Below are 757 nucleotides of genomic sequence, written 5' to 3' on the forward strand. Positions count from 1 at the left end.
CATCGGTGGCGACCAGCTTGCCGCCGGTGGTGAGGGTGACGTCCTCTTTCACCGCGCCCTGGTCGGCACCCGGGGTGGCGACGCCGATGCTGGCATCGTCATTGGTGCCGGTGATGGTGATGGTGACGCTGTGCTCGGCGGAGCCATCGGCGCTCTTGACCACGAAGTGCTCGCTCGGCAGGGTCTCACCCTCCTTGAGGGCCTGCACCGCGGGGTCGTTGTTGTCGAGGTTGTAGGTCCAGTTGCCGTCGGCATCGAGGCTGAAGGTGCCGTGGGCGCCTTTGACCTGGTCCTGGGGCTGGAAGCGGGCCTCACCCTGATCGACATCGGTGGCGACCAGCTTGCCGCTGGTGCTGAGGGTGACGTCCTCTTTGACCGCGCCCTGGTCGGAGCCCGGGGTGGCGACGCCGATGCTGGCGTCGTCGTTGGTGCCGGTGATGGTGACGGTGACGCTGTGCTCGGCGGAGCCATCGGCGCTCTTGACCACGAAGTGCTCGCTCGGCAGGGTCTCACCCTCCTTGAGGGCCTGCACCGCGGGGTCGTTGTTGTCGAGCGCGTAGGTCCAGTTGCCGTCGGCATCGAGGCTGAAGGTGCCGTGGGCGCCTTTGACCTGGTCCTGGGGCTGGAAGTGGGCCTCACCCTGATCGACATCGGTGGCGACCAGCTTGCCGCCGGTGCTGAGGGTCACGTCCTCTTTCACCGCGCCCTGGTCGGCACCCGGGGTGGCGACGCCGATGCTGGCGTCGTCGTTGGTGCC

Annotated in this window: 1 protein-coding gene; it reads right to left on the reverse strand. The window is 68.0% G+C overall.

What is annotated here, in order from left to right:
- Positions 1-757, reverse strand: a 757-nt coding sequence (locus AACW18_RS08395) for a VCBS domain-containing protein (protein ID WP_218390079.1), incomplete at both ends; no start/stop codon positions are given.

This window comes from Aeromonas sp. sia0103 (assembly GCF_963895295.1).
GTDB classification, from domain to species: Bacteria; Pseudomonadota; Gammaproteobacteria; order Enterobacterales; family Aeromonadaceae; genus Aeromonas; species Aeromonas encheleia.